Origin of the sequence: Brevibacillus migulae (assembly GCF_004521915.1) — a bacterium.
In the GTDB taxonomy this organism is placed as follows: Bacteria; Bacillota; Bacilli; order Brevibacillales; family Brevibacillaceae; genus Brevibacillus_F; species Brevibacillus_F migulae.
The window spans coordinates 125318-146685 of sequence record NZ_SDKD01000002.1 but is presented as its reverse complement, the minus strand read 5'-3'; the positions used below and the strand labels follow the sequence as shown (position 1 = coordinate 146685).

General features: G+C 49.9%; 22 protein-coding genes. 6 read left to right on the top strand and 16 right to left on the bottom strand.

Annotation, left to right across the window (positions count from 1 at the left end; all coding sequences use genetic code 11):
- Position 1: 1 nt before the first annotated feature.
- Together EIZ37_RS02820 and EIZ37_RS02815 are read right to left on the bottom strand one after the other, a co-directional pair.
- Positions 2 to 1387 carry a glutamine synthetase family protein gene (locus EIZ37_RS02820; protein WP_134683041.1) on the bottom strand — a complete coding sequence of 462 codons (1386 nt, stop codon included), beginning with the start codon at positions 1385 to 1387 and terminating at the stop codon, positions 2 to 4.
- 22 nt (positions 1388 to 1409) lie between these two features.
- Complete coding sequence (locus EIZ37_RS02815) at positions 1410 to 2864, bottom strand: NAD-dependent succinate-semialdehyde dehydrogenase (protein WP_235827874.1); 1455 nt, start codon at positions 2862 to 2864, stop codon at positions 1410 to 1412.
- 181 nt (positions 2865 to 3045) lie between these two features.
- On the opposite strand from EIZ37_RS02815, the gene pdxR reads away from it, so the two are divergent.
- Positions 3046 to 4485, top strand: coding sequence for a MocR-like pyridoxine biosynthesis transcription factor PdxR (pdxR, locus tag EIZ37_RS02810; RefSeq protein ID WP_134683039.1), 1440 nt, complete (start codon positions 3046 to 3048; stop codon positions 4483 to 4485).
- A 119-nt stretch (positions 4486 to 4604) separates the two neighbouring features.
- Positions 4605 to 4802: a hypothetical protein gene (locus EIZ37_RS02805; protein WP_134683038.1), complete on the top strand. Its 198-nt coding sequence runs from the start codon at positions 4605 to 4607 to the stop codon at positions 4800 to 4802.
- Positions 4803 to 4822: 20 nt separating this feature from the next.
- Here the strand turns inward: EIZ37_RS02805 and EIZ37_RS02800 are convergent, their stop codons facing one another.
- The 3 genes from EIZ37_RS02800 to EIZ37_RS02790 form a co-directional block, all read right to left on the bottom strand.
- The gene (locus EIZ37_RS02800) at positions 4823 to 5818 is read right to left on the bottom strand and encodes a Gfo/Idh/MocA family protein (protein WP_134683037.1); all 996 of its coding nucleotides are present in this window, start codon (positions 5816 to 5818) and stop codon (positions 4823 to 4825) included.
- 65 nt (positions 5819 to 5883) lie between these two features.
- On the bottom strand, positions 5884 to 6633 hold the full coding sequence (nfsA, locus tag EIZ37_RS02795) for an oxygen-insensitive NADPH nitroreductase (RefSeq protein ID WP_134683036.1): 750 nt from the start codon (positions 6631 to 6633) through the stop codon (positions 5884 to 5886).
- Between the two features lie 142 nt (positions 6634 to 6775).
- Positions 6776 to 7123 (bottom strand): carboxymuconolactone decarboxylase family protein, encoded by a 348-nt coding sequence (locus EIZ37_RS02790; RefSeq protein ID WP_134683035.1) that lies wholly within the window; start codon positions 7121 to 7123, stop codon positions 6776 to 6778.
- 124 nt (positions 7124 to 7247) lie between these two features.
- Here EIZ37_RS02790 and uvsE point away from each other — a divergent pair, with 124 nt between their 5' ends.
- Entirely contained in the window at positions 7248 to 8180 is a 933-nt protein-coding gene (gene uvsE / locus EIZ37_RS02785) for a UV DNA damage repair endonuclease UvsE (RefSeq protein WP_134683305.1), read from the top strand.
- A gap of 86 nt (positions 8181 to 8266) precedes the next feature.
- Here the strand turns inward: uvsE and EIZ37_RS02780 are convergent, their stop codons facing one another.
- Positions 8267 to 8890, bottom strand: coding sequence for a hypothetical protein (locus EIZ37_RS02780; protein ID WP_134683034.1), 624 nt, complete (start codon positions 8888 to 8890; stop codon positions 8267 to 8269).
- Between the two features lie 367 nt (positions 8891 to 9257).
- Here EIZ37_RS02780 and hutH point away from each other — a divergent pair, with 367 nt between their 5' ends.
- The gene (gene hutH / locus EIZ37_RS02775; RefSeq protein ID WP_134683033.1) at positions 9258 to 10763 is read left to right on the top strand and encodes a histidine ammonia-lyase; all 1506 of its coding nucleotides are present in this window, start codon (positions 9258 to 9260) and stop codon (positions 10761 to 10763) included.
- A gap of 72 nt (positions 10764 to 10835) precedes the next feature.
- On the opposite strand, the gene EIZ37_RS02770 is transcribed toward hutH, so the two are convergent.
- Positions 10836 to 11240: a RidA family protein gene (locus tag EIZ37_RS02770; protein ID WP_134683032.1), complete on the bottom strand. Its 405-nt coding sequence runs from the start codon at positions 11238 to 11240 to the stop codon at positions 10836 to 10838.
- A gap of 217 nt (positions 11241 to 11457) precedes the next feature.
- On the opposite strand from EIZ37_RS02770, the gene EIZ37_RS02765 reads away from it, so the two are divergent.
- Positions 11458 to 11862 carry a thiol-disulfide oxidoreductase DCC family protein gene (locus EIZ37_RS02765; protein ID WP_134683031.1) on the top strand — a complete coding sequence of 135 codons (405 nt, stop codon included), beginning with the start codon at positions 11458 to 11460 and terminating at the stop codon, positions 11860 to 11862.
- A 34-nt stretch (positions 11863 to 11896) separates the two neighbouring features.
- Here the strand turns inward: EIZ37_RS02765 and EIZ37_RS02760 are convergent, their stop codons facing one another.
- The 4 genes from EIZ37_RS02760 to EIZ37_RS02745 all read right to left on the bottom strand — a co-directional run bounded on the left by EIZ37_RS02760 (position 11897) and on the right by EIZ37_RS02745 (position 14749).
- Positions 11897 to 12142 (bottom strand): acyl carrier protein, encoded by a 246-nt coding sequence (locus tag EIZ37_RS02760; RefSeq protein ID WP_134683030.1) that lies wholly within the window; start codon positions 12140 to 12142, stop codon positions 11897 to 11899.
- Positions 12143 to 12181: 39 nt separating this feature from the next.
- Entirely contained in the window at positions 12182 to 13165 is a 984-nt protein-coding gene (locus tag EIZ37_RS02755) for a BtrH N-terminal domain-containing protein (protein WP_134683029.1), read from the bottom strand.
- Positions 13159 to 14154: a BtrH N-terminal domain-containing protein gene (locus EIZ37_RS02750; protein ID WP_167568645.1), complete on the bottom strand. Its 996-nt coding sequence runs from the start codon at positions 14152 to 14154 to the stop codon at positions 13159 to 13161. The genes EIZ37_RS02755 and EIZ37_RS02750 overlap by 7 nt, the downstream gene beginning before the upstream one ends.
- Before the next feature lie 181 nt (positions 14155 to 14335).
- Positions 14336 to 14749 (bottom strand): VOC family protein, encoded by a 414-nt coding sequence (locus EIZ37_RS02745; protein ID WP_134683027.1) that lies wholly within the window; start codon positions 14747 to 14749, stop codon positions 14336 to 14338.
- A 239-nt stretch (positions 14750 to 14988) separates the two neighbouring features.
- On the opposite strand from EIZ37_RS02745, the gene EIZ37_RS02740 reads away from it, so the two are divergent.
- Positions 14989 to 16005 carry an LLM class flavin-dependent oxidoreductase gene (locus EIZ37_RS02740; protein ID WP_134683026.1) on the top strand — a complete coding sequence of 339 codons (1017 nt, stop codon included), beginning with the start codon at positions 14989 to 14991 and terminating at the stop codon, positions 16003 to 16005.
- 178 nt (positions 16006 to 16183) lie between these two features.
- On the opposite strand, the gene EIZ37_RS02735 is transcribed toward EIZ37_RS02740, so the two are convergent.
- The 5 genes from EIZ37_RS02735 to EIZ37_RS02715 are packed head-to-tail and all read right to left on the bottom strand — an operon-like array spanning position 16184 to position 21365.
- Entirely contained in the window at positions 16184 to 17152 is a 969-nt protein-coding gene (locus EIZ37_RS02735) for a BtrH N-terminal domain-containing protein (RefSeq protein WP_134683025.1), read from the bottom strand.
- The gene (locus EIZ37_RS02730; RefSeq protein ID WP_134683024.1) at positions 17130 to 17714 is read right to left on the bottom strand and encodes a hypothetical protein; all 585 of its coding nucleotides are present in this window, start codon (positions 17712 to 17714) and stop codon (positions 17130 to 17132) included. Before EIZ37_RS02730 ends, EIZ37_RS02735 begins: the two co-directional genes overlap by 23 nt.
- A 53-nt stretch (positions 17715 to 17767) precedes the next feature.
- Positions 17768 to 18811 (bottom strand): BtrH N-terminal domain-containing protein, encoded by a 1044-nt coding sequence (locus EIZ37_RS02725; RefSeq protein ID WP_134683023.1) that lies wholly within the window; start codon positions 18809 to 18811, stop codon positions 17768 to 17770.
- Positions 18812 to 18815: 4 nt separating this feature from the next.
- Complete coding sequence (locus tag EIZ37_RS02720) at positions 18816 to 19373, bottom strand: hypothetical protein (RefSeq protein ID WP_134683022.1); 558 nt, start codon at positions 19371 to 19373, stop codon at positions 18816 to 18818.
- Positions 19374 to 19418: 45 nt separating this feature from the next.
- Positions 19419 to 21365 carry a carbamoyltransferase C-terminal domain-containing protein gene (locus EIZ37_RS02715; RefSeq protein WP_134683021.1) on the bottom strand — a complete coding sequence of 649 codons (1947 nt, stop codon included), beginning with the start codon at positions 21363 to 21365 and terminating at the stop codon, positions 19419 to 19421.
- Positions 21366 to 21368: the final 3 nt, after the last annotated feature.

The following is a 21368-nucleotide window of genomic DNA, read 5'->3' as shown; positions in this document are numbered from 1 at the left end:
TTTAGCCTTGTTCAAAATAGCGAGCACGTTCCCAATCGGTCACAACGGTATCAAATGCCTGCTGCTCCACCCGCGCCATATTGGCATAATGATCGGCGACGGTATCGCCAAAAACGGCTCTTACTTTGCTGCTTTCCTCCCACAGGCGCAGCGCTTCATACAAGGAATGTGGGACTCGCGGAACACCACGCGCCGCATAAGCATTGCCCTTCCACTCATCCGGCAGCTCCAGCTGCTGCTCAATCCCATACAGTCCTGCGCCAATCATGGCGGAATAGGCAAGATAGGGATTGATGTCCGCCCCCGGGATGCGCGACTCGATGCGCAGACTTTTACCCGTACCTACAATGCGAAAGCCTGACGTGCGATTATCATGACTCCACACGATATGGACAGGAGCCCAGCTATCGGGAGCGTAGCGCTTATAGGCATTTACCGTAGGCGCATAAAACAGCACAAACTCCTGCGTGCAAGCCAGTAGTCCCGCCAAAAAATGGCGCATCATCGCTGACATCTGGTACGTTTCTGCGTCAGGATCGTGAAACAGGTTGGTTTGCCCTTCTGCGTCCCACAGGCTGACATGGAGATGACCGCTTGAACCTGTCCAGCGATGGTGAGGCTTCGCCATGAATGTAATTGCGGCGCCTTCCTGCATGCAAATTTCCTTGGCTCCGTGCTTGAACAGTACATGTTGATCAGCAGCCGTCAACGCGTTGGCGTACATCATATTGATCTCATGCTGACCGGTGTAAGCCTCCCCTTTGGAGGACTCGATAGGAATGCCGGCTCCGACCATCGAATTGCGAATCTTACGAAAAATCGGCTCATTGCGTGTCCCTTGCAGCAAATTGTAATCCTCATTGTAATGGCCTGCAGCCTGTAGATTGGTATAACCGTTGTGGTGGATCTGCTCGTAGGTTTGGCGGAACAGATAAAACTCCAGCTCGCTTGCCATGTACAAGCGGAAACCCAGCGCTTCCGCTTTTTGCAGCTGCTTCTTCAGGACACTGCGCGGTGCGATCGGGATCAGCTGATCGGTCTGTTCATCGATTGCATCTGCCAATACCAGCGCTGTCTTTTCCAGCCAGGGAATGACCCGCAGCGTGCTCCAGTCCGGCTTCGCCAGCCAATCGCCATAGCCGCTTTCCCAGTTCATCAGCTCATAGCCACCCGGTGTATTCATTTCCATATCCGTTCCGAGCAGATACGTGCAAAAATGGGTTCCTTTTGTCATTCCGCTGCGCAGGCAGTAGTCCGCTGTCAACCGCTTGCCCATCAAGCGGCCCTGCATATCGATGATCGCGATGACCAAGGTATCGATCTCTCCTGCCCGCATGGCCCGTTCCAGCTCTTCCACATTGATGATGCCTGTCACTTTTTTCTCCATCGTCTGTCACCTCTTTTTCCCCTCAAGGAAGCGTTAGCGAGACATATTTCAGCTCCAGATACTCTTCCAAACCATGATGGCCGCCTTCCCTTCCTGTACCGCTCTCCTTGATCCCGCCAAATGGAGCCTGCGGAACGCTCAGCGAAGTGCCATTAATCGCCACCATCCCGGCCTGCAGCGCTTCACTTACCCGATAGACGCGACTGACATCGGTGGTAAAGAAATAAGCCGCGAGCCCATATGGCGTGTCATTGGCCCACGCCAGCACCTCCTCCTCGGTACGGAAAGAAACGATGGGGGCGACTGGTCCGAACACCTCCTCATGGGTAATCGCCATCTCTCGGGTGACGCCTGTCAGCACGGTGGGCGCATAAAAGTGGCCTAGCTCCAGCCCCTCTGCACCCAGTCGGTAACCGCCGGTGGTCACCTGTGCTCCCCGCTCTACGGCATCTGCCACCAAACGTTCCACACGCGACACCGCAGTCTCATCGATGAGCGGACCCATCTGGATGCCCTGCTCCGTCCCTGGCCCCACCTGCAAGCTGCGCACCAACGAAGTGATTCTCTCCGCCAGTTCCGGCAGAATGGATTCATGCGCGTAGATCACGTTGATGCCATTGCACATCTGCCCGCAATTTTCAAACTTGTTGTCGACAATCGCCTGGGCCGCTTTCGCCAGATCAGCATCGGGAAACACGATCACAGGGGCATTTCCCCCCAATTCCAGCGACAGTCGCTTCACTTGACCCGCCGCTTTTTTCATGATTTCCTTGCCGACCTCCGTGGAGCCGGTAAATGAAATTTTCCGTACGCGTTGGTCGGTCAGCATCGTCTCCCCGATTTCTGCTGCGGAACCGGTGACGACGTTCACCACGCCTGCCGGGATCCCCGTATCCACCAGATGATGGATGAGTGCGATCGCGATCTGCGGCGTTTGGCTGGCTGGCTTGATGACAACCGAACATCCCGCAGCAAGGGCCGGAGCTGCCTTGCGTGCCACCATCGCGGCTGGATAATTCCACGGCGTAATCATCCCGACCACCCCGACCGGCTGCTTGAGCACCATGATTCGCTGCTGCTCCCGGGATCCAGGAATGAGCTCCCCGTAGGCGCGTTTCCCCTCTTCCGCATACCAGCGGATGAATTCCACCGAGCCCTGAATCTCATCCATGGCCTCGCTGATCGGCTTTCCTTGCTCCAAGGTAAGCAGCCCTGCCAGCCTTTTCGCATCGCGTTCAATCCGCTCCGCCCAATCGGTCAAGTATCCGGAACGCACTTTGGCAGGAAGCTTTGCCCATTGTGGAAAAGCGCGCGCGGCCGCATCGATAGCCAGCGCCGTCTCTTTGGCTCCTCCTCTCGGCACCTGCCCCGCCAGCTTGCCTGTAGCCGGATTCCATACATCGATTTTCTGTGCGAGGGTACAAGGTTCACCGCCGATCAGGAGATAATCCCAACGTTTTTCTCCCCCATGATTCAAGCGAAACTCCTCCATTCCCAGCTTGTGATTTACTACATTCTACGGCAGCTTCTGACAAGCTATGCCATATTTCGTCTATGCCTTTCCCGAAACTGGAACGAGGGATCTTTTCGCTTTCCCCGGATTCGATGTGCTATCATTACTGACATAGAGAGATTTTTCATTCTACAGGAGGTTCTCCATGGGGTGGAAACCCGATCGCCACGCACATACACCCATCTACATACAAATCGCCAAATACATGGAACAGCGCATCTCCACCGGCGAATATCCTGCCGGCAGCAAGCTGCCTTCCGAGCGTTCCCTCGCCAGAGAGTTGAAGGTCAATCGCTCGACGATCGTAGCCGCTTACGATGAACTGCGGGCAGCTGGACTCATTGAGAGCAAGCACGGTACCGGAACGATCGTGAGCGCGGATATCTGGGGACTGTCCCATACGCGTATCCCCAATTGGCAGCATTTGGTGCAGACAGGCTCCTTTTTGCCCAACCACCCGCTTGTCCGCCAAATGCGCAAGGAAATGCAGGACAATGACTGGATTGATTTCGCCAATGGGGAATTAGCGGAAGATTTGGTGCCCAATGCAGCCTTGCAGCGCCTGATGGCCCATAATGATTTCCATTTTGCCTGGGGATACGAGCATATCCAGGGCAATTCTGAATTACGGGAAACCATTGCTTCTCACATGCACACATTTCGCAAGATTGAATCGACTTCGTCCTCGATCCTGATCACTTCCGGAGCCCAGCAAGCCATTCATCTGATCGTGCAATGTCTGCTGCAGCCGGGAGATGCCGTTGCCATCGAGGACCCGTCTTATTGCTATTCGCTCCCGATTTTTCAAACGGCCGGGCTGCGGACATTTTTGCTCCCTGTCGATCATGCGGGCATCAATCCGGATGACGTGGAACGCCTTCATCGCGAGCATCGGGTGAAAATGATTTTTTTAAACCCCAACTATCAGAATCCTACCGGTTCGCTGCTTTCTTATGAACGACGCCTGCGTATCCTGGAGATTGCCGCAGCTTATGGAATTCCGGTAGTGGAAGACGATCCGTACAGTTTGACCTCCTTTCAAGGCGATTTTGTCCCTACGTTAAAATCGCTGGATCGTCATGGTACGGTGCTGTATATCAGCTCGTTAAGCAAAATCGTCGCTTCCGGCTTGCGGATCGGCTGGGTGGTCGGGCCCGAATCCGTGATCGAACGCCTCGCAGACGCGAAGCAGCAGATCGATTTCGGACAAAGCTTTTTGCCACAGTGGATGGCCAACCAATTTTTGGCCTCCGCGGAATTTGACGCTCACCTGCACTCTCTGCGGAACGAATTGGAAGAAAGAAAAGAAATGGTATTGGACGCTTTCCAACGGGTAATGGGTGATCGGATTGCATTTTTCCATACGAGCGGCGGCATTCACCTCTGGGGGAAGCTGCAGGAGAACATGGATGAATATCAATTGCTTCGGGAAGGCATGAAACGCGGGGTTACTTTTATGCCGGGAAGGGTGCTGGGCTCCCGAGAAGGATTTGTCCGGTTGACCTATGGCCGAGTCCAGAAGGGGAGCATTTATGAAGGGGCCAATCGTTTTGCGGATGCATGGGATCATGTGCACACATCTTAATGGACGAGCAGGTGGATGGGCAAAAATTTCGTTCAGTGGATGAGGCAACCCGGCCCTGATTCATTTATCATGAAACATGTACGATTACCCAATCTTGCAAAAAAGGACGGAGAAAGAAAATGTCAGTCATACCCTTCCTCATCGCCATCGCACTCATTGTTATCATCGCCCTGATTTTGACCTTTCTCGTCGGTCTCAATCCTGAGGAGAGAAAGAATCGCAGTTTCACGCATCGAACAAAGAACCTGCTGTTGATATACGGCTTGATTACCTTTTTGCTTTTGCTCGCTTTTTTTGCGTATCTGCAACTCAGCTAAAACGAAACCCCTTTTCCGCGTTAACGGGAAAGGGGTTTGTCGTTGGGATACACCAGACCGATCTGTTTTCGGGCCTCATCCATGATTTCCAACGTAACCAAAGAATTTTCATGGGAATTGATCTCGGACTGCTGCTTGCGATTTTCGATCAGCCCGACAAACTCCGCCAATTCATAGGACATCGAATGCTTCTCCTGAGCGACTGACACATCCTCAACCCGGCCGTCACGATAACGGATCTGGACATGTTGCGGGTTGCTGATCCGATCAATCACCATGGTACCTTGCTCCCCTTGAATTTCCGCAGGCAAGTCCGAATTCGTGATCTTCGAGTACATGATCACCGCATCTTTCCCCTGATAAGATAGGAGAATGCTCCCTTCTCCATCGACTCCCGATTCCAGCATCATCGCATGTGCGCTGATGCGCTCCGGCTTGCCGAACAGGACTACAAGCGGATACAGGCAATACACGCCGAGATCCATTAACGCGCCATTGGAAAACTCGGGTTTAAAGGCATTTAAGACCGTACCGGCCTTATAGGCATCATAGCGGGATGAATATTGACAATAGCTTGCAAAATAACGGCGAATCTCACCAATTTTCGGCAGGTTTTCACGGATGGCAGCAAAATTCGGCAAGAGTGTAGACTTTAAGGCTTCCATGAAGACAACGCCATTGCGTCTTGCCGCCTCTATCATCTCTTTCGCTTCTCGCGCATTGGAGGCCATCGGCTTTTCGCACAGCACATGCTTGCCATGATTCATCAGCGTAATGGCCTGCTGTGCATGCAGCGAATTGGGGCTGGCTATGTATACCGCATCTACTTCCTCGCTTTGCGCCATTTCGGTGAGATCGGTAAAGATCGTGGAAACGCCAAACTTCTGGGCAAATTCCGCTGCTCTATCTGCTGTCCGGGAATAGACCGCGGTGAACTGAAATGAACTCACTTCCTGCCCCGCCCGGAGCATTTCTTCCGTAATCCAGTTGGTGCCAATAACGCCAAAGCGTACCATACGATTCCCCTCCTACTCTCTTTAGCCTATCATTTCGTTTTCGTAATGCGATTTCGAACCCCTCGTTATTTTAGGTCCATTTTATTTTGCTGGACAAACTCTTTCATGTACATTCTGCTTTTTTTCTCCAGCATACTCGCCATTTGCTCCGTCCATCGATCCCGGCGCTTTCCAGCCGTCCTTTGCTCGTAGTATCGGGAGACCGTATCGTTATAGCTGTTCAATTGGCGGATGTATTCGTCTTTATTATCCTGATACTGATTTTCGTGGTAGACGTGATGGAGAGGCAAGCGGGGTTTTGTCTCGTTATTTTCAAGCGGATACCCGATCGCCATGCCGAATAACGGTAGGACACGTTCGGGCGTATGTAATAGCTTCTTTACTTCCTCCAATTGATTGCGGATCCCGCCGATATAACAGATGCCCAATCCCATGGATTCAGCGGCGATCGCTGCGTTTTGGGCGGCCAGGGCGGCGTCAATGATGGCAACCATGAATTTTTCTGTACTTTCAATGGAGTCGAGCACTTCTTTTTCTTCCAGCTCTCCAATGATTTCGTGGCGATACAGGTCGGCACAAAAAATAAGGAAATGTCCGTTTTGGGCAACATAGGTCTGATTTCCGGCAAGCTCGGCCAGCCGCGCCTTCTTCGCTGCATCTGTTACGCCAATGATGGAATAAGCCTGTATGAAGCTGGAGGTGGATGCCGCCTGCGCACTGCGTATGATTTGCTCAATCTGTTCGTTTGTAAGCGGCTTGTCCTCAAATTTCCGGACCGAGCGATGGCTTAGTATGGTGTCTATTACCTGATTCACTCTCTGACCTCCTCCAAGTATTGCCTTTATATCAAATACGTATCGTACATTATACCAAAAAAGATCGCCTTGCACCTGCAAAATTGGCATCGGTGAGGCGATCTTCGATTTACGCTATGTAGGATTGGCTATATCTGATCCACTATTGCACCCGCTGCTTGAATTCGTCCATGACCTCGTTAATCAGAATGACGCCGTGTGAAAACGTCGTGCCGCCGCCATATGCTCCCGCGACTGCAATCGTTTCCGCGATTTCCTTTTCCGTCGCTTTTTCGTCAAGAGCTCCTTCCAGATGATACACGATGCAATGCTCATTCCCGGTAAACAGTGACACCGCCATGGCCATCAAATGCTTTTGCTTTCTGGACAATTCGCCTTCCTGAAAGCACAGATTGGTAAATTGATTATAGGCTGACAGCACATCCGGCATCACTCTCCCGAATGCTTGCAGCCCCTCGCGATACTCTTGTGACAATTGATGCTCTGCCATCTGCATCCTCCTTCTCTTGGTAGTACGATCATTAGTCTTTCGATTGGATTAGAATTTGATACCAAAAAGGTTCAGCTTCACTCGGGAATACTACCCGCAAAAAGAACGGAAGAGGAGTGATATGATGATCCGCCTGGGCTACGCTTGCATCAGCATGGCGACCTCCAACAACCCCAACAAAAAGACTACGCTTGCGCAATTGGGGAAAATGTCGCCGGAGGAACAGCGTAAAAAATTGCGCAAAGTCCTGCAGACCAACTTCTTTCATTTGATGGAGCTGTTGGCCTATAATCTCGAAAATCAAATTTATCTATACCGGCTGCCCTCGGAATTTATACCGTTCGCCACCCACCCCGTCACAGAAGGCTGGGATTGGGCGAAGGAATTCGCCTGGGACTTTGACAAGGCTGGCGAATATATACGGAAGCATGGGATTCGCTTAACCTCTCATCCCGGCCATTACAGCATTTTGAATTCGGACAATCCCCGCGTCTTGGAAGCGACTATCCGGGATTTTGCCTATCATGCCCGTGTATTTGATCTGATGGGCTTGGATGACAATTCTGTCCTTGTAACCCATGTTGGCGGTGTCTACGGGGATAAAAAGGCTTCGCTCGAGCGCTTTGCCAAGCATTATGAAAGCTTGCCGGGCACGATCAAAAAACGTTTGGTCGTCGAAAACGATGATACGTCCTACGGGATGCGCGATGTGCTCGAGCTCTGTGAAAAAATCGGTGCACCCATGGTCCTGGATATTCACCATCATGATTGCATCAATGAAGGCGAGGATTGGATCGCCTATCTCCCCCGCATCATCCAGACCTGGGGATCGCGAACGCCCAAAATGCATTTTTCTTCTCCGAAATCAGAGAAGGACTTCCGTGCTCACGCAGATGAGATCATGCTGGAGGACTTTCTGACCTTTGTCAATGCGCTGACCGATTATGATGTGGACATCATGCTGGAATGTAAAAATAAGGATCTGGCCTTGCTAAACCTCAGGAAGGAGCTGCTTGCGAAGGATATCCATCCCGAAGCCATACCGGTTCCCCATTGAAGCGCCACGCTCATTTCTGGAAAAACAAACGCCAAAACAAAGAAGACGCCCACTCACCTGGAGGTGCGTCTTCCCATACAATAGTATCAGGACGAAGAGGAATCCATGCTGCATCCGCAGCTGCAGCCCGAGGATTTTCGTCCATGACGTTTTTTGGAGCCGGACCACGGGCGGTGATGATGCTCTCTGGAGCTGCTGGAAGAGTCACGATGACGGCCCATCCCGCTGGAAGAGCCACGATAACCGCCTGTGCTGCTGGAAGAGCCGCGGTAACCGCCGGAGCTGCTGCTTCCTTGTTCATGTCCCGGCCAGCATTTTGCATGGTAGTGATCGGCACGCTGTTTGTGATGCTGATACTGCTTGTAATACATCCGGTATTTTCTACGATTTTCCCGATGTTTTTCGCATTTGCGCTTGAAGAATTGCATGCGTTCCAAATGGAAATGATACTTGTTGATATGAATTTCTACGTTTGGCATTTGAATGGGCGGCAGGGATGGACGTGGACGTGGGATCGGCATTTCCTTTCTCGGCAAAGCTGGCGGCATTGGCATCGGAATAGGCAGCGGCATTTCCTTTTTCGGCTGCATTTGGGGAGGCATATGTGGTGTGATTGGCGGCATTGGCATCGGCTGTATCGGCATCTCCTTCGGCATCCGCGGAACCGCTGGCGGAGTGATCGGCATGCGCTCTGGTTGTCTTTGTTCCAACTTGACACTCTCCTTTCAGGTTCATCACACAGTACATGGTATGACAAATACCCGTCGCGAGAAACGACACTTGCCCATTTCCGCCAAAAACCATGTGCCCTTTTTTCCCACCTGGAACGAAACATGAAAAATATCCCGAAAGAAACCTATTGACTAATTTGTCCATCGCACTACAATTAAAGGATAGTTATGCCAATTTTTCATACGTGGACAAAAGCCAATTAGCGAAAAGGAAAGCAGGGAAACGTATGCATTTGACCTGTAGGGTTATACACGTTCACCATTCCATAGAGCTTCTCAAGGGGTTAGGAAATCATTCCTAACCCCTTTCCTTTTGTTCTCTGTTCTGCTAAAGGAGGAAAATATCATGTCACAAACACGAACAAACATTCAGTTAGACGGAGATCACCTCTCCATTGAACAGGTAGTCGCAATCGCTCGAGAGCAGGCGCTCATTTCTCTCACCGCTACCGCTAAAGAGCGGGTAGTCGCCTCGAGGCAAATGGTCGAATCGATGCTGCAGGAAGAACGTGTCGTGTATGGGATTACCACGGGATTTGGCAAATTCTCGGATGTCATGATTCCCGCCGAAGACGTAAGCCGTTTGCAGGAAAATTTGATCATGAGCCATGCATGTGGAATGGGACAGCCTTATCCGGCCGAGGTCGTGCGGGCCATGATGGCGCTGCGGATCAATGCGCTGGCAAAAGGGTATTCCGGCATAAGGCTGGAGACCTTACAGCTGTTGATCGACATGTGCAATCACCAGATCCATCCGATCATCCCTGAGCAAGGTTCACTTGGCGCCAGCGGTGATTTGGCCCCGCTCGCCCACATGGTGCTGGTAATGATCGGCAAAGGGGAAGCCGAATATCAAGGCAAGCGAATGACCGGTGCAAAGGCCCTCGCGGCAGCGGGATTATCGCCTGTCCGCCTGGAAGCCAAGGAAGGCCTGGCCTTGATCAATGGAACGCAAGCCATGACCGCCCAGCTATGTCTCGCTGCCTATGATGCCCGTGTGCTCATGGAAAGCGCCGAAGTGATCGCGGCCATGACGATTGAAGCCTTGCGAGGGATTCCGAAAGCATTCGATCCGCAGCTGCATGTGGTGCGTCCCCATCCCGGCCAGCAAGAATCCGCGCGCCGGCTGCTGGAGCACCTGAAAGGCAGTGAGCGCACCTCCGCGCAAGGAGAGCTCCGCGTGCAGGATCCGTATAGTCTCCGCTGCATCCCGCAAGTGCACGGAGCGACGCGCGATACCTTGGAATATGTCTGGACGATCGTGACTCGCGAGTGCAATAGTGTGACGGATAATCCCGTATTGTTCAGCGACACTGGCGATGTGATCTCCGGCGGAAACTTCCACGGACAGCCAATGGCTCTCGCCGCAGATTTCCTGGCCATTGCCATGGCAGAGCTGGCCAATATTTCCGAACGCCGCACCGAGCGACTTGTCAATCCGCAGTTGAGCGGCCTGCCTGGATTTTTGACGGAATCGGGCGGACTCCATTCCGGCTTTATGATCACCCAATATGCCGCAGCCTCCATCGTGTCCGAGAACAAAGTCTTGTGCCACCCTGCATCGGTGGATTCTATTCCTTCCTCTGCCAATCAGGAGGATCATGTCAGCATGGGAACGACCGCGGCACGCAAGCTCCGCACAGTGGTCGGCAATGTCCGCAAGGTGTTAGCGATTGAATATCTGGCGGCAGCTCAAGCGATCGATTTTGGCCAGGGGGCGCTTGGCTTGGGAACCAAACGGGCTTATGAAGAAATTCGAAAGGAAATCGCTCACTTAGACGAGGACCGGGAAATGTATGTAGATATGGAGAAAGCGGATCGGTTGATAGGCTCTGGAGCATTGGTCTTGTAATTCGCGATCAGATAAAAAAAGTGCCGGGTATGCAAATCCCCGGCACTTTTCTATGCAATTACATCGCCGTAGCTATTCCCCCACTGCGATCGCTTCTATTTCAATCAAAAAATGCTCGTTGATCAATTTGCTCACCTCTACTGCCGAGCTGGCAGGCGGATTGCCCGTGTTCACGTACATATCCCGAATCTCCCGCACAACCTGCATTTGCGTGATATCCGTTACAAAAAACGTTAATTTGACAACGTCTTCAAAACTTGCGCGGGCTGCTTCGAGTGCAGCTTTTATGTTTTCAAATACTTGTCTGGTTTGGGCGGCTAAATCTCCCTTTCCCACCAATTCGCCATGCTGATTGATCGCAACTTGTCCGGAAATGTAAATCGTTCTACCATTTCGCACTTCCACCACATGGGTATAGCCATTGGTTGGCGGCATGGATTGTGGATTCTGAAACGCAACCTGCTTATGCCCGTTCATCCATTTCCCTCCCGATTAGATTAAGGCCAATTATATAGCACCCAAGTGATTTTGATAACATTTTTTTGCACCTGACACAGCATTTCCCTGCAACGTGTCATTTCTTTTGAGCTGATCAGCCAAGAGCCCCAACGATCAAATCAAATCGGACCGCAATTTCCTGTTTTTTTTTGTTACACTGTTTCTGTAAGCATATGATTTTGATGGAGGGAAACGTATGGAGGCTCGAGGGACGATCATCCTGTTTGACGGGGTGTGCAATCTTTGCAATGGCCTGGTTCGCTTTCTCATTCCCCGCGACCCGGAAGGCAGACTCCTGTTTGCTTCCCAGCAGTCGGAAGCAGGTCAGCAGCTTCTGAAGAAATGGGAGCTTTCTCCCGAGCTGCTCAATAGCGTCGTGGTGCTGGAAGGCGGTAGCGTGTATACGAAATCGACAGCTGCGCTGAAGATCGCCCGCAACATGCATGGACTTTGGCCGGTTCTTTACGCCTTGATCCTGGTTCCCCGCTTCATTCGCGATCCGCTTTACGATTGGGTCGCACGGAACCGCTACCGCTGGTTTGGCACGACTGAAGCTTGCCTGTACCCTTCTCCCGAGTTAAAGCAGCGTTTTTTGGAATGAGTGCTGATCACGACACTCGTCATACGAAAGCGATTTATTGCACATGCTTTTCAACCATAGCGACAATTTTTTCGATTGTCATAAAATTTTCAAGCAACAAATCCTCATCCTCGAAAGCAATGTCAAACATCATTTCGATCTCTACGATTAAATGCATCATCTTCATCGAATCAAAGCCGACTTCACCTAAATCTTGATCGTAAGCAATCTCTTGGTTGCTTTTTTCAATTTCGGCGATCTTCTCCTTAACAAGTCGCACCCAATGATTTGGATTTCCCATGCTTTTCCCTCCTCTCTTTAGGGTTATCGAGCAACGCCATCAGCTGGTATATGACAAATGAAATCCCGTGCTTCGGCATAATTCCTCCGCTATTTTTTCTTCAAATGATGCTGCCTCTGCAATGAGCCGTGCATTTTTTTGAAGAAGGCTCGTCGCATCCTCCATATACACTGCTTTTAAGAACAGATTCGTAATCACTTTCCACTTTCTCGATGCTTCTTCCATTCTCGTGGCAGCATGCTGCAACGTGTCCAATTGATCTCTCTCCCCCAGGAAGTGCAATAAGATCGAATATTTTTTCCGATTCACCTCAATAGCCGTCAGCTCCTGAAAGAACGGCGAGGTAACTGTCGAACCCTGCTCCAGTTCTGTTCGAATCGATACGGCTTTGCTTACTTCCTCGGAAAAGTCCCTCATCATGTCAAAGGCATTTCGGCCAGATGACTTCGCAAACAGGATGCGAAGCGCATGTTGGAGCAGCGCGGTGGGAGCCATATCCCACTCCACGATAGGATGGAACGCAAATGAAGTCAGTGCGATGTCCGTTGCCTCTGGTAATGCATCCATAGCAAAATGTTGAATATCCGAGGTGAACATCGGATCAAGGCAGATCAACCGCTTGCCTGGTCGATCGATTCCAATCACCAAAAAATCGTGCGGGAAACTTCGCTTTTGATAAAGCGGATGAAAAGGGCACCAAAAACCATCCATTCGCATCGCAACCGGCCTGCTGGCATTCAACTCCTGTGTCAGCAAATCGATCAACTCGGGAATCGAAGAAAGCACATGCTGAGACGTTTCAATCCCCGCATACCGCTCAATGGCATCATCGGGCAGACTCCCGTTGTATAGCCGCTCACCAAGCCTGGTCGGAGAATTTCCATCCTGTTTGAAAAAATCAAAACCCCAGAGACTCGTGAAGAGAAACACAGATTCTCGCTGCTTCCAAGCTGCAACTGTTGCAAGCGTGGCTTCAAAGCAATTCAGCAAATGATCACGAACCGGCTTGATCGGAATCACCATGAGTCTGCCCCCGCATCTTTCGCTTCGATTTCCTTTTTCAATCCATGCAGAACCCTTTCTTCCGCATCTGCGATCTCTTCCATTTTCTTTGCCGCCAACTGGAGCACTTTACTGGCGTCCGCGAGAAAAACTGATTTCAGCAGCAGATGCTGCACAACCTCCCATTGCTTGGCGATACGCTTGAACTCTGCTGCAAACATGCGCATCTCCCCTTTGCCACTACACTCCCAGACGTATCCGAGGGCATCCGACAGTTTGTTGCGCATTAAGGCAACCATATTCAATTCAGTGAAGAGGGGAGCGGCATCAACATATGGATACCCCTCGATTTCCCGGAGAATATCACTCAGCTGCCTGACCTCGTTTGCGAATTCCCGGATGCGCTCCATCACGCTTCCCCCGTCTTCGTATTCTGCTTTCTTGATCATTTCACCAAGAAGCTCCTCCCAGCCTCTTTCCGCAGCATTCGTAGGTAATGGGGCGAAGCGCAAGCATTCAATTCGATCCTTTTCAAGCGCGCTCAGCGGTAATGATTGGAGCTGATTCGGAAACAGGGAATCCATCACTTTCAGTGAAATGTCACCAGATGTTTCCCTGATGTCAACGACCCCGAGTGTATGAAGTAAATGTTGTTTGCCGAAAAGCGGATGCCAAGGGCACCAAAAAGCATCAATATTTAACCCGACTGGCCGCATATCATTCAGCTCAGAACGAATGGTGGCTAACGCTTCCAAGGGAGTATGGCTCACATGATGGGTAACCCGGATCCCAAGCTTCTTTTCCACATCCGTAAAGTCGCAACCGCTGTGCTGTAATCTAGCGCCTAACGTCTCTGCCGTCCCATTCCCGACTGACGCTGATGTATAACGAAAGCTCCACATCCGGAAAAACATCAATCGATAGTCAATCCCCCACGATTTTGCGACAGCAGCGACCAGGCTTTCACTACAGATTAAATTTGGGTCCTCAACCGCGCTGATGGAAACCATTCTTACTCCCCCTTTATGTTTCGACGGCATTTTGCCCTCATTATAGAAAGGGTTTTAGAAAAACGCTCGGCGGTCATTGCGTTTTTCCCGGGATCTCCCCGTTGCCTTCCCCTCCATGAAAAAGAGCCCGGTGTGCACCGAGCTCGTCTTCAGGAAAGAATGCCTCAGGTAAGAAGGCGCTTTATTCTTTCCATTCCCCACCCCAAATATTGAATTTATTATGATCAGGGTCGTAACAGTCAAAGGCGTGACCGCCTCCGCGCTCTTCCAGCCGGCCCACTTTGACCCCCTTTTCTCTAAGCGTATGGTAAAGTGCAGTAACATCCTTCGCATTCATCGTAAAGGAAAAAAGCTGATCATCATCCGAATTGGGCAAAGCACCCTTGGTGTACCGGTTATTGTTCCTGATTTCCTTTACTTCAAACAGAAAAATCCATTGGCCGTTCTCCGTGCGTAATTCGGCCATGCCGGATCCTTTCTCGTATGGCCAACCGAATTCCAGTCCAAAATTCTCCTGCCACCAGGTAATCGCTCTTTCTACATCCGTAACAGGAAGATGAACGCAAGGGATACTCGTAATTTGCACTGTGCTCATAGATTAGCTCCTCTCATTGATTCGTTTTCATTCAATCAAATCAGTCAGGCAACCATCATTCTTCCTAACTAGCATTTTACCTGACATCGATCAGCATATTCAACCAAACTTTACCAAATGGAAATTTGAAAGATTCTCCTGCCATTCCGCAAAAAACAATGAGAGAAGGCACTTTCCCCCGGTATATCCTTTTGAGAGAGTAAGAGCTTCTGTCAATTTTTCAAAAGGTGGGGGTAACGATGATGAACAAGATTCATGCTTACTGGGAATTTCCACATGCTAAAAATGAGGAAAAAGATGTGGTGGAGCGCTCTATCCGGCATATTCAAACCCTCGAGAACACACGGGTTGGTGGATCGCTTGTCTACTTTCATCATACATCCTTGGATCCGTGGATGATCGCCACGAAAATGATCCAGCATACCAAACACCACGTTCCATTAATCGCTTTGCAGCCGTATACGATGGAACCCGCGACTGCCGCCATGATGATTCATTCGATTTACCGCTTGTATGGGAGAAAAGTCGATGTGAACATGATAACAGGCGGTCTTCCCGACGATTTGGAACAAATGGGCAACACACTTACGAAAGAAGAACGCTTTGCCCGTCTCATCGAATATACGACCATATTGCGTTCATTGCTCACATCAAACGAACCTTTGACCTTTCAAGGCCAATACTATCGATACAAGGAGCTCGTTCTGCATGCGGCCATACCCGAAGCATACATGCCGCAAGTATTTGTGCCGCTGATCGTTCCCTCCAAAGCCAGCATTCAGGCAATCGATCATGCTGCTGATATCGCGATTACATTACCCAAAACGTTTTCACATTTTCAAGAGCATTTTATTCAGCCATTAGCAAGCTCCTCTTGTCAGTACGCAGTCAAGATGAAGATCATCGCTCGGCCAACCGAGCAGGAAGCGTTCGCGATAGCCGAGGCACACCAGCTTGAAGAACTCAAGCTGAAGCGAATCGCCCGATCCATTCTCGGTCAATCGACATCATTATTAGAGGAAGAGAAAGCGATCTTGTATCCTAGTTGGGGAGCTTCTCTCGTCATGGGAAGCTATGATCAGGTTCTTTCCTATCTGCGAAAGTATGTTGCAGCGGGTGTCCGTCATTTCGTGCTCCCTTATCTATTTACGATAGAAGATACGGCTCATCTTGAGGTGATATTTTCCCGCTTGGAAACGGAACTGACAAATCATAGCTCTCCTGTGCTAAAAACTTCGATTGAAGCCAGCTACTAATACGCTTCCCTGTTTTCGTAATAAAGGAGGGGCCTCTATGGCTCCCTCCTTTCCGTTTGATTATAATACTTTCATCCAGCTCTCCCCCTTTCCACGCAAGGACATGTATCACTCCATTTGCTCATTGATTAGAGTTGTTTGGACATGAACATCACCCCCTTTCCAAGAAAACGGACGCTTACATCAACATCGCTTGTAATTTTTCCGTATTTTCTGTCTCTTTCTCCGTTGCTTTTCGAAAGCGAAGCTCAACACGGGGGGCCATGCCGATATAGTTTTTGGACAAATATGCCCGAACCATGAGATTGGCGATAACGCCCCAGTGCTGAGCCGCAACTCGATAGTCGAAAGCCAGCTCCTTTTGATCGAAGGCTTGCAGAAACACGTGGAAGTGATGTCGGGAATTGCAGACTTCTTTCACCATCTTATAGAGGTTGTACAGATATCCAGGGTCAGTTTGATCATTGACGTAAAGAAACTCGGTAATCCGTTGTTTCATGGGAGCAAGGGCAAAGAGACCGATATGCAGGCCCCGGGTTTGTTCCTTGAGAAAACCGATGGGCTTTCCAGACATTACGTGGTAATTCTCGGCAGCGACTCTTGTGAAATCCATCTCGCTGTAGGTAAAATGACTCGTCCGGGATATTGTGAAGTAATAAGCGGTACAGGATTCAAATCCAAGTTGGTCGATGCTGGCGGAAGCTGCTTTTCGTATTTGTTCGATTTCGATCGTCCCATAATAGTGGTAATAGTGATCACAGATCACAAAATGCTTCCCGTCCATCCCCACAATCTCTACGTCATGAATTTCATGGTGCAGCTGGTAATAGATGCAGTACGGCATTTCGAAAACATCAACCATAACCGCGACTGTATGGTTCGCTTGAACAAGCCCTATCAAATGATGGAGAAATTCATAGGAATCGGCAATATTGTCTTCATGGGTGACAATCCCGTGAGACTGCGAGAAGTCACTTTCCATAGACCGATAATAGGGTGTAATTGTGATGTCCTGATGTTCCTCTTTGAAAGATAATCCTGCCTGCCCCCAAATATAATCCAAGGAGATCCCCAGTCTTTTCACCATCGCACTGACTGTCATATTCCTACAGTTATGATACGGGTTATGATAGATCGTAAATTCCATCAGTGCCCCCCCGTTTCTGTCCTGCTAACGTGATGGCAAAGATGTGCATCGCAGGGTTATCCTCCAGGCGAATTTGATTGATGAGACAAGGAGAAGCAAAGGGGATCTGTTCCAACCACATTCGTGGCTGAACAAGCTCATATTTGCCTGTTCGCGTATGAAGATAATCCGTGACCAGCGCCTGACGGTCACGGAAACTGGCGGTAGTCGCTGCAAAATCAGACAGATAAAGATATTCACGGCAAACTTCCTGGCCATCATGCAGAAATGAGATCTGGTCAAAATAGTCCCCATTGCTTGACACGCCGAGGATATATATTTCTTTGACCTCTGTCGCCTCAAAGGAGAGCGTTTGTCCCGTCAATTCAATGTTGTCGTGCTCCTCTGTCTTGCTCCATGCAAAAGGGATATCATGAATCAGGAAAGGCTTATTGGTGGGTAGCAATTCCATGGGAAAGGATGATTTCCCCTCACTCAGCGTACCTTTTTCATAGTCCGTGATGGCCGTCATCCCCCTGTTATTCACATACGGAGTTAAATCCAAGCATATATAAGCGGACACAATCGATCCCTCCTGTAGGGATATTCTCTCGGGACCATCCAGCCTTTCTAGCTTCATGGTAGCAAAGCCTTCTTATGTTGCACTCTTTGCTCTTTGCTTGCATATCGTTTTTTCTTGTTCGAATCACTTGTCAAAGCAGCTAGCAATCTTGCCATGTTGTCGAGGTTTTGCATCTCTTTTTCAATCAGCTTGTCAAAGCGACGCTCTACGCGATCGGTCACGTCGTTATACCCTCCCGTTATGTAGGCGCGCATGAGGAGATTGGTGATGACTGCCCAGTGCTGGGCTGCTTCGAGGAAATCAAAAGCGATTTCCTCCTGGTCGAATGCTTTCAGAAACAAGTGAAAATGGTGGCGGGAATGTGAGATTTCCTTGACCATCTTATAGAGCTCGTACAGAAACGCCGCTTGCCTTTGGTCATTCCTTGTCAGGAACTCTGTGATCCGTATTTTCATCGGTTCCAATGCCTGCAATCCGATATAGGCCCCGGCGGCTTCTTGTACCAGGTAATCAATCGCCTTCCCCTTCATCGCTTGGCAGTTTTCCGAAAGGACGCGAATAAAATCATCTTTGTGATAGGTGTAGTCTCGTGGTCGAGTAAAGTAGTAAGAGGTACAGGCATCAATCCCAAGATGATGGACCAAAGAGAGGGAGGCTTTTTGAATGACATCAGCATCCACCACGCCATAATACTGAAAATGATGATCACAAATGACAAATCGCTCTTCTTCCAATGCTACGATTTCAATGTCATGGTAATCGTGGTTATCCCGATAGTAGATGCTATAAGGAAGCTCATAAATATCCAGCATCACTGCCACCGTATGTTTTTTCTCAACTAGACGGCGCAGATGGGTGATGAATTGATTGGCATCCGTGATTTTGTCCTCGTGGAAGAAGATTCCGTGCGATCGGGCGAATTCACTCTCAAGGGAGCGGTAATACGGAGTAATGAACACTCCATTTTTCTCCTCTTTATAAAACAAGCCCGCTTGACCGAAAAGATACTCCAAGGTTGCTCCCAATCGCATCACCATCGCGCTGATTGTCATGTTTCTGCAGTTATGGTACGGATTATAGTAGATCGTAAAATCCATAGGATCACCCACGTTTCTGTCCCAGCAAGGTTATCGCAAAAATGTGCATGGCGACATTGTCTTCCAAGCAAATCGTGTCAATCTCACAAGGTTTCTGGAATGAAAGATGATCCATCCAGATCTTTGGCTGCACGGCGTCATACTTTCCGACACGCGTATGCGCATAGTCCATTTGCAGCGCACAACGCTCCCGGAACATGGCAGTCGGCGATATGAAATCGGAGAAAAAGAGAAAATCACGGTGGACGACCGCCCCATTGCGTAAAAAGGCGATTCGATCGAAATAATTGCCGTTGTTGGAAACGCCGAGAATGTGAATGCCGCATACCTCCATCGGCTCGAGCGTGATGGCTTGTCCAGCCAATTCGATATTGTCGTACCTTTCTGTCTTGCTCCAAATGAAAGGTACGGAGTCAATGACAAAAGGACTGGTCTCTGGAAGCTGCTCGAGCGGCAATGAGGACCCTCCCTGGCTCAAAGCGCCATTGTGGCACTCCTCAAGGCTCGTGATACCCCGATTGTTTACATAGGGCTGCAAGTCTAAGCAGACGTACTCTTTCAATCCAGTCAACTCCCTTTACTTGAATCCGACACATCGGCCAGGGATTTACTGCAGCTTCATGTTCTCCACCAATCGATGCTGGTAGAGTTGGAGGAATAGCTTCATTTCCTTCACATATCGTCGAGCATCCCTTTCATCCGTAAGATCATATCGTTTGTCTGGATAGCGTTCCTCGAAAACTTTTCCATACCGTAGAAGCTCTTTCGGGATGAGATGCGGATTCAGCTTCAACCATAAGTCTTCCTTTTCTTGCTCGGTCAGGATATCCGTGCGTACGGGACGCGGATATGGCCGTTCCCTTCCATATTCCTCATGGCGATGCAGCTCCAATCTCGTCCCGTTGAGATAGATGACCCGAATTCCTTTCCGAAGGGCAAAGTTAAGGGCTTCCTCCATCCGGTTAATGATCGGCTCTCCCTTGTCATTGAGGGATGTGTTGCAGATCACCGGAACCCCGGTTCTCTTTTTCAGACATGTCAGGATCTTATAGATGGCCTCGTTCTCTTCCACGTTTACGGTTTGCACTCGTGCGGTGTAATCAATATGGGCAACTGCTGGAATCAGGTCTCGCTTTTCCGGTTGAATCGTAAACGTATGCAGCATATACGGCGAAGGGTATGCGTGTTCAAACCATTCCGCAGCATCTTCTTCCAGGACAATCGGCGCAACCGGCCGCCACCATTGTCTTTGTTTCATGTCATTTAACTGTCTTTTCGTATCTTCCTTACGCGGATCACCCAATATGGATCTGTTCCCCAGCGCACGCGGCCCGATCTCAGCTGCTCCGTTAAACCATACGATCGGAGATTCTTCGATGTCTGCCGCTACTTTTTCGAAATCTAGCGGCTCTATTTGTTTGATGAATGGCTGAAACTCTGGACTTTCCAAAATTCTGCCGATACCCGTATCGTCCTGACCGGCATAGGCATTGACAAGACGGAAGCGGAATGGATTTCCCTTCATCTTTTCAAAGAAAGCGTAGAGCCCGATGCCCAGAGACATCCCGGAATCATTCGTGCAGGGTGGTGCCAGAAAGCCCTTGAACCGATAGCGCTGCATCAAATGGCTGTTTGTCGGACAATTCAAGGCATAGCCTCCTGCTAACGCAAGGTAGGTGCTTTGTGGGTCGACTTGGTAGGTGTCCAACATATGATCGATATTCTGTTCCATCATTTTGATCGAAATGGCTTGAATCCGTTTCATGATCATGCTGATCTTGTTTTCACGCTCGCTAAAAAGCGGATCAAATCGATTGCATAACTGTCCCTCATCCGCTTGCGTGAACCCTTCCACCCGCTTCAGCTCATCCAGCGCACGTTCGATTTGCTCATCATATTTGTTGTTGAGAATCGTCAGCCCCTCTGGTTCAGTTTCCCAAAAAGCTTCGCTGGTGCTGGCAGTGGCGAGAGCCATCAGTGATCCGGGTTCCATCCCATATCGGATAGAAGCCCAATTCCAGAGATAGCCTGGGGAAGATACCGGAAAGATATCGATTTTCCCCCGATCAACAAAACACCCGGTATAAAAAGGCTTGTTTCTCGCGTGCCGATCGATCGTAATGTCTGGCGCCTCATCGACTGCAAGGCCAATCATTTTTTCATTATGGAAAATTTCTGAATCCAGCATGACTGCGGAAAACAGGTGAGCGATACTGTGATACGTCACGTCTGGGTATCTTGCTAGAGAATGATAGTCATCGACAGTCTGAAGCCCAGGCGTTCCCCAAATTTCCACCATATCATCCAAGGTCAGCTCTAAAGGAGCCAGTAACGTCTCCAACAGCATGGTCGCTTGCTTTTGATTCAACAGGGAAATGTCATGGTGCTTGATTCCCGTGAACCTTTCCAGCTCCCAGTACCGGACCAGCTCTACCTGACTCCCTGTCTTCTGAAAAAGCGCAACATTCTGGTCGTGTCGCATAAGGTTGGTGTACAGCAGATGCTCCATTTCACCGTAATGCAGGTACGCTGCCAAATAGTATCCGTCTTTCATGAC

What these genes read in the sequence shown, in the direction of transcription:
- uvsE (WP_134683305.1), top strand. Translation starts at nt 7,248, where the DNA reads ATGATCCGCCTGGGCTACGCTTGCATCAGCATGGCGACCTCCAACAAC.
- EIZ37_RS02715 (WP_134683021.1), bottom strand. Translation starts at nt 21,365, where the DNA reads ATGAAAGACGGATACTATTTGGCAGCGTACCTGCATTACGGTGAAATG.
- EIZ37_RS02750 (WP_167568645.1), bottom strand. Translation starts at nt 14,154, where the DNA reads ATGGTTTCCATCAGCGCGGTTGAGGACCCAAATTTAATCTGTAGTGAA.
- EIZ37_RS02770 (WP_134683032.1), bottom strand. Translation starts at nt 11,240, where the DNA reads ATGAACGGGCATAAGCAGGTTGCGTTTCAGAATCCACAATCCATGCCG.
- EIZ37_RS02735 (WP_134683025.1), bottom strand. Translation starts at nt 17,152, where the DNA reads ATGGAATTTACGATCTATCATAACCCGTATCATAACTGTAGGAATATG.
- pdxR (WP_134683039.1), top strand. Translation starts at nt 3,046, where the DNA reads ATGGGGTGGAAACCCGATCGCCACGCACATACACCCATCTACATACAA.
- EIZ37_RS02755 (WP_134683029.1), bottom strand. Translation starts at nt 13,165, where the DNA reads ATGGTGATTCCGATCAAGCCGGTTCGTGATCATTTGCTGAATTGCTTT.
- EIZ37_RS02800 (WP_134683037.1), bottom strand. Translation starts at nt 5,818, where the DNA reads ATGGTACGCTTTGGCGTTATTGGCACCAACTGGATTACGGAAGAAATG.
- EIZ37_RS02820 (WP_134683041.1), bottom strand. Translation starts at nt 1,387, where the DNA reads ATGGAGAAAAAAGTGACAGGCATCATCAATGTGGAAGAGCTGGAACGG.
- EIZ37_RS02725 (WP_134683023.1), bottom strand. Translation starts at nt 18,811, where the DNA reads ATGGATTTTACGATCTACTATAATCCGTACCATAACTGCAGAAACATG.
- EIZ37_RS02790 (WP_134683035.1), bottom strand. Translation starts at nt 7,123, where the DNA reads ATGGCAGAGCATCAATTGTCACAAGAGTATCGCGAGGGGCTGCAAGCA.
- EIZ37_RS02765 (WP_134683031.1), top strand. Translation starts at nt 11,458, where the DNA reads ATGGAGGCTCGAGGGACGATCATCCTGTTTGACGGGGTGTGCAATCTT.
- EIZ37_RS02805 (WP_134683038.1), top strand. Translation starts at nt 4,605, where the DNA reads ATGTCAGTCATACCCTTCCTCATCGCCATCGCACTCATTGTTATCATC.
- EIZ37_RS02745 (WP_134683027.1), bottom strand. Translation starts at nt 14,749, where the DNA reads ATGAGCACAGTGCAAATTACGAGTATCCCTTGCGTTCATCTTCCTGTT.
- EIZ37_RS02740 (WP_134683026.1), top strand. Translation starts at nt 14,989, where the DNA reads ATGATGAACAAGATTCATGCTTACTGGGAATTTCCACATGCTAAAAAT.
- EIZ37_RS02760 (WP_134683030.1), bottom strand. Translation starts at nt 12,142, where the DNA reads ATGGGAAATCCAAATCATTGGGTGCGACTTGTTAAGGAGAAGATCGCC.
- hutH (WP_134683033.1), top strand. Translation starts at nt 9,258, where the DNA reads ATGTCACAAACACGAACAAACATTCAGTTAGACGGAGATCACCTCTCC.